Annotated in this window: 6 protein-coding genes and 2 tRNA genes; all 8 read right to left on the bottom strand. The window is 49.1% G+C overall.

Annotated features, from left to right (window positions below; genetic code table 11):
- Positions 1-46: 46 nt before the first annotated feature.
- A tRNA-Cys gene (locus tag Q7V48_15330) sits at positions 47-121 on the bottom strand.
- Between the two features lie 133 nt (positions 122-254).
- Positions 255-329: transfer RNA gene (locus Q7V48_15335), tRNA-Gly, on the bottom strand.
- A gap of 194 nt (positions 330-523) precedes the next feature.
- A complete protein-coding gene (gene pgsA / locus Q7V48_15340; protein MDO9212098.1) occupies positions 524-1,126 on the bottom strand; it encodes a CDP-diacylglycerol--glycerol-3-phosphate 3-phosphatidyltransferase in 603 nt (200 codons plus the stop codon).
- A gap of 18 nt (positions 1,127-1,144) precedes the next feature.
- Complete coding sequence (locus Q7V48_15345; GenBank protein MDO9212099.1) at positions 1,145-1,732, bottom strand: lytic transglycosylase domain-containing protein; 588 nt, start codon at positions 1,730-1,732, stop codon at positions 1,145-1,147.
- A gap of 140 nt (positions 1,733-1,872) precedes the next feature.
- Entirely contained in the window at positions 1,873-2,127 is a 255-nt protein-coding gene (locus tag Q7V48_15350; protein ID MDO9212100.1) for a hypothetical protein, read from the bottom strand.
- Positions 2,115-2,624, bottom strand: coding sequence for a 2-amino-4-hydroxy-6-hydroxymethyldihydropteridine diphosphokinase (folK, locus tag Q7V48_15355; GenBank protein MDO9212101.1), 510 nt, complete (start codon positions 2,622-2,624; stop codon positions 2,115-2,117). Before folK ends, Q7V48_15350 begins: the two co-directional genes overlap by 13 nt.
- A gap of 50 nt (positions 2,625-2,674) precedes the next feature.
- The gene (locus Q7V48_15360) at positions 2,675-3,844 is read right to left on the bottom strand and encodes an LL-diaminopimelate aminotransferase (GenBank protein ID MDO9212102.1); all 1,170 of its coding nucleotides are present in this window, start codon (positions 3,842-3,844) and stop codon (positions 2,675-2,677) included.
- 113 nt (positions 3,845-3,957) lie between these two features.
- A partial coding sequence (locus Q7V48_15365) for a dihydropteroate synthase (GenBank protein MDO9212103.1) occupies positions 3,958-4,476 on the bottom strand: 519 nt, incomplete at its 5' end.

Below are 4,476 nucleotides of genomic sequence, written 5' to 3' on the forward strand. Positions count from 1 at the left end.
CCTAAAAATAAAAAAGGATGGTATTTCTTAAAACCATCCTCTTAAATGGAGGCGGCACCCGGATTTGAACCGGGGATACGCGGTTTTGCAGACCGCTGCCTTACCACTTGGCTATGCCGCCATCAAATTTAATAGGACGCAGATTTACGCCGATCACCGCAGATACAAAAAAGACGCTATGCGCATAGCGCTAAGCGCTATGCGACTTTCCGTGTACATCCGTGTCCAAAAAGGAATTTCTTATACAATGAAATTGGAGCGGGAAACGGGATTTGAACCCGCGACTTCAACCTTGGCAAGGTTGCACTCTACCGCTGAGTTATTCCCGCTCGTTTTTTTCCTAAAGCATCGTTATTTTAAAAAATTGCTCCTCTCTTTGTCAAGAATAAAACAGAACAAAACAGGCTATAGGCTCTGGGCAATGGGCTATAGGGAAATGACTAATGATTAATTGGCCTTAATCCCAGCGCTTTACACCCTGCGCCGTCTATTTTTTCCTTCTCTTTTGCCTTTAGCCTATCACCTATTGGCTATTGGTTTTTTTCTGATGTTCCCGGTAAAATTTATAAAAGTAATCAATGCCAGACCAAAGGGTAATAACCAAGGCAATCCAAAGGAGCAGCATGCCGAAGAAATGGAAATCGATCCCCATATATTTATAGTGCAGCATCAGCCCGATTGAAGCGATGGACTGAAAGACCATCTTGGCCTTTCCCCAGTTGCTGGCGGCGATGACCAGACCCTGGGTAGAAGCAATTCCCCTGAGCCCTGTAACTGCCACTTCTCGCCCCACGATCAGGACCACCATCCAGGCCGGGATACGGCCTAAAGAAATCAACATGATCAATGCCGAGTTGATTAACAGTTTATCGGCCATCGGGTCCAATAGCTTACCCACAGCCGTCTCACTTTTTTGTTGCCGGGCGATGTATCCATCCAAAAGGTCGGTCAATGAGGCAGCGGTGAAAAAAAGAGCAGCCAGGAAGCTCGGCAAAGGTTCAGGGAAGAAAAGAAATCCCGCCACAAAAGGAATGGCCGCCAAGCGAAAAAAGGAGAGAGCATTGGGAGCATTCCAAAGGGTCGCTTGATACTGCTCTTTGGCCACGGCCTCGATGGTTCCTTCCATAGTTACAATAGCTGAATTTTAGTTGGTGAATTGGGCAGAAAAATCTGGTCTCGGTTCCCGATTGTATTGCTGGAAATAATGTAATACCCGTTGGACAAAGGTTCGGGTCTCCCGATAAGGGGGAACACCATTATATTGGAAGACAGCCTTCTCTCCAGCGTTGTAAGCCGCCAAAACCGAGTATAAATTTCCATCGAAAAGGGTTAAAAGGTACCGCAGGTAGCGGACTCCGCCCTCAATGTTATCCTCTGGATGAAAAGAATCCAATACCTGAAAAGCATAGGCGGTTTTCGGCATGAGCTGCATCAATCCTTTGGCCCCCACTCGCGAGATGGCCGTGGGGTTAAAATTGGACTCCGCCTTGATGACCGCCTTGATGAGGGCGTAATCCACCCTGTATTTTTCTGCGGCCTTCCAGATGGTTAGGTCATATTTTTCAAAAGTAGGCCCAAGTCGAAATTGTACGCGTTCTTCCTTCAGCACCAGTTTAAACTTGCCGTGCGTGGGAGCATTGGTGAAATGGACCACACCATTTGGATCCACGTATTTGTAAATATCGGCAAAGGAAAAAGAGGGAGCAATGAACCATGCAGCGAACCCTCCGATGATGATCGATACGATTTTCTTTGGGGTGGATCTCAGAACCTACTCCTTTTTTACCCTTTTTAGAATTCGTTCCCAAGCAGAGGGAAAAATCATATCTAAATATACGATAACTTATCGGCTTTTATTATGCAATAAATATTTCAGGATTTGGGCAAGGCTCTGGATGCCAGATATTTTCTATAGCAATCTTCATTGCAAAAGAAAAACTTCTTGCCTTGCAAGGAAACAGCATAGGATTGGCTCTTGGGGATATAACATTGACAGAAAGGGTCCTGGACCAGCTCTTCACCTGTCTCGTCGAGTTTGCCGGTTCTTCCTTTCCCGGGGAAAAAGGTACGCTTAATTACCCAATAGACCACCGTCAGAATGATCAGAAAAAGAATTAAACGGGACATGGCCCTTGACCTCTTTCTAAAATGGGCAGGACTTTTTCCTCTTCCGGCAGTTCCGAGATAATTTGCGATACCGTCTTGGCCAGTAAGGGGTGTTCAAGATGAGGAGCGATATCCCGGAGCGGGATAAGTACAAATCTGCGCTCGTGCAGCCGCGGATGGGGAATCTGTAGTCCGCCTTCGTTCAAAACCTCGGCACCATAAAAAAGGATATCCAGGTCGATCACCCGGGGACCCCAGCGCTCCCCCCGCTCCCGCCCCATCTTGTGTTCGATTTCCAGGAGGAAATCCAGAAATTCACGAGGGCGGAGGGAAGTCGCGACGGCTATCACCCCGTTGATGAACCAGGCCTGATCTTTCTTGCCCACCGGCTCGGTCCGGTAGAGCGGGGAACATTGGAATAACTGATTTCTCCTATCCGCAGCAATGGCCTGGATGGCCCGGCGACAATTGTCCAGTGCATCCCCCAGGTTTGATCCAATGCCGATGTAAGTCAACATAGAAAAATAGTGTTAAGTGTTCAGTGATAAGTAACTGCCGAACAAACTTTCTACGACCGGAAAATTTTTTGAATTCTCTCCATGGCCTCTTCCAGCCGGTTGTCCGGAACCGTCAGGGAGATGCGGATATATCCCTCTCCGTGTCGGCCGTAAGCCGTACCGGCCGCGACGACTACCGCGGCTTTCTCAAAGAGGGTGGTTGTGAAATCAAGGGAGGTGGTCCCTTTCGGCACAGGGATCCACAGGTAGAAAGTTCCTTTCTGGGGCTTAAATCCCAGGCCGATTTTTTCAAAGGTCTTAAGGACCAAATCCCGGCGGCGGGAATAGATTGCCAGCATCCTGGTAATATTGCCGTCCTCTTTGCGCAAAGCCTCGATGGCGGCATATTGGATGGCGTTAAAGATCCCGGAATCCGTGTTTTCTTTCACCTTACAGAGAGCGGCAAGGATCTCTTTGTTGCCCATGGCCATACCGATGCGCCAACCGGTCATGTTATAAGGCTTGGAAAGAGAATTGAGTTCGATGCCCACCTCTTTGGCCCCGGGCACGGATAGGAAACTCAGGCGTTCCTGGTCATCAAAAAGGATCTCGCTGTAGGGGTTGTCATGACATATGGCAATGTCGTGGGCCTTGGCCATTTCGACCGCTTTACTGAAAAAAGCCCGCGTGGCGCAGGCCCCCGTAGGGTTGTTGGGGTAGTTAAGGAACATGGCTTTGGCTCGCTTGAGAATGTCGGCAGGGATTTGATCGAGGTCGGGAAGATAATTATTCTCGGCCAGCATGGGCACAGCATAAGGCTCGGCGCTGGCCATATAGATACTCGCCCGGTAAGCCGGATATCCGGGATCAGTCATTAACACGACATCCCCCGGGTTGACGATCCCGAGGATGAAATGATGGCAACCTTCTTTGGAGCCAATTAAGCCCAAAACTTCCCCCTCTGGATTTAGCTCTACTCCATATCTCTTCGCATACCCCCTGGCTACCTCCTGGCGAAAAGCCAGCATGCCTTTCTCTTCGTCGATGGGATACTGGTGGTTAATGGGAATCTGGGCCTGGCGGCAAAGCTCGTCAATCACGCTCTGAGGGGTGGGATCTACCGGATCCCCCACGCCCAGGTTGATCACATCTACGCCCTCGGCCCTCGCCTTGTTGATTTTGTTTCTCAGAGTGACAAAAAGATAAGGCGGAATTTTCTGCAACCGGTCGGCAGCCTGCACGGAGTACCTCCTGTATAAAGGATTTCAAGCAAATTATCTAACACATTTGTGGGGAATCTGGCAAGTAGAATGTATATGCAGTGCTTTGGAAAGTAAGCCTTGGTTTCTTCGGCTTAGTAATTCAAGCGGCCCTGGCGAAAGGCTTGCAGGTATTCTGAACAGAACGGATCCTGGCCGAGTAATACTTGAGCAGCCTTGAGGCAAGAAATCACTCCGGGATCAGTGGGATCCAGGATGGCTGCGTCCAGGCCTTTGGCCAAAGCCAGGACAAGGAAGACGTGATTGAGCAATCTTCGTTGAGGAAGGCCAAAAGAAATGTTGGAGAGGCCGCAGATGGCATGGACTGTAGGAAAATTCCGCTTGATTCTCTCTAATGCCTCCAGCAGAATAGTCCCCAGATTAAAGTCTGTGGCCACCGGTTGCACCAGGAAGTCTATGTAAATGTCGTCCAGAGAAATTCCTTCTCCAGACAATTTTTCGATGAGGAGTCTAGCCAGGCGAAAGCGATCTTCTACATCCCTGGGCATTCCGCCATCATCCAGGCATAGGGCCACAATTTTTGTACCAAATCTCCTGACCAACGGCAGAATGGAAGGATAGCGTTCTTTTTCCAAGGAAATCGAATTAAGAAG

It is taken from the genome of Deltaproteobacteria bacterium, from assembly GCA_030654105.1.
In the GTDB taxonomy this organism is placed as follows: domain Bacteria; phylum Desulfobacterota; class SM23-61; order SM23-61; family SM23-61; genus JAHJQK01.

Excerpts from the sequence above, each read along its gene's own strand:
- folK (MDO9212101.1), bottom strand. The coding sequence starts at position 2,624 with ATGTTGACTTACATCGGCATTGGATCAAACCTGGGGGATGCACTGGAC.
- Q7V48_15350 (MDO9212100.1), bottom strand. The coding sequence starts at position 2,127 with ATGTCCCGTTTAATTCTTTTTCTGATCATTCTGACGGTGGTCTATTGG.
- pgsA (MDO9212098.1), bottom strand. The coding sequence starts at position 1,126 with ATGGAAGGAACCATCGAGGCCGTGGCCAAAGAGCAGTATCAAGCGACC.